The organism is Guyparkeria sp. SB14A, assembly GCF_005096345.1.
In the GTDB taxonomy this organism is placed as follows: domain Bacteria; phylum Pseudomonadota; class Gammaproteobacteria; order Halothiobacillales; family Halothiobacillaceae; genus Guyparkeria; species Guyparkeria hydrothermalis.
The window spans coordinates 1-1,030 of sequence record NZ_SWAW01000068.1 but is presented as its reverse complement, the minus strand read 5'-3'; the positions used below and the strand labels follow the sequence as shown (position 1 = coordinate 1,030).

At 59.7% G+C, this 1,030-nt stretch carries 1 protein-coding gene; it reads left to right on the top strand.

Going from position 1 to position 1,030, the window contains the following annotated elements:
• Positions 1-84: 84 nt before the first annotated feature.
• The coding region (locus tag FAZ79_RS11290; protein WP_136868056.1) for an IS481 family transposase at positions 85-1,030 on the top strand (946 nt) is incomplete at its 3' end.

The window sequence follows — 1,030 nt, the reverse complement described above, 5'->3', positions numbered from 1 at the left end:
TGTGATCTCTCAACAGGTTGTCCACGGAACCCATCCAATGGATGCTGAGTTTGCCGACCAAGCAATCCATGACAGGAGGGTCCCGTGGACATCCATCAGAATGCCGCGCTAACACCTCGAGGTCGAGCCCGTCTCGTCAATCGAGTTCTCGCCAGTGGTTGGAGTTTTCGGGCAACAGCCCGAGCTTTTGAGGTCGATCCGAAGACGGTGCGCCGTTGGGTCGCGCGTTATCGGCACGAAGGCCTGTCTGGCCTGAGAGACCGTCGTTCACGCCCAAAACGCCAACCACGGCGGACACCAGGTCGTCTCAACAAGCAGGTGGTGGCCCTACGCCATCGGCGCTGGACGCTGTCCCGCATCGGCGCTTTCACAGGGCTCTCAAGGGCGACTGTCGGCCGTATTCTTCAGCGCAACGGGCTCAATCGCCTGGCAAGCCTGGAGCCCAAGGAGCCTCCCCGGCGATACGAGCATGAATCGCCGGGAGACCTGCTTCACCTGGACATCAAGAAGCTCGCTCGGTTTCGGCAACCCGGGCACCGAGTGACTGGCTTTCGGACCAAGGGCTCAATGGGAGCTGGTTGGGAATTCGTCCATGTCGCGATCGACGATCGCTCCCGGCTGGCCTTCACCCAAATTCATCCGGATGAAGGCAAGCGCTCGGCTATTGCCCACCTAAAGGCCGCGGTGGCCTACTACGCGAGCCTGGGCATCACGATCCGCCGCGTTCTGACTGACAACGGCCCCTGCTACCGCTCCAAGTCGTTCGCCAATGCCTGTCAAGAGTTGGGGATACGCCATCGATTCACGCAACCCTACAGACCACGAACAAATGGCAAGGCAGAGCGCTTCATTCAGACCGCCATGCGCGAGTGGGCCTACGCATTCTCATATCGGAATGCCGAAGAACGTGCTCAGCACTTACCCAGATGGCTGCATGACTACAATTGGCACCGGCAACATGGCAGCCTTGACCATAAACCGCCCATCAGCGTCCTTGGGTTACCCGAGGACAACCTCATGAGACTCCACA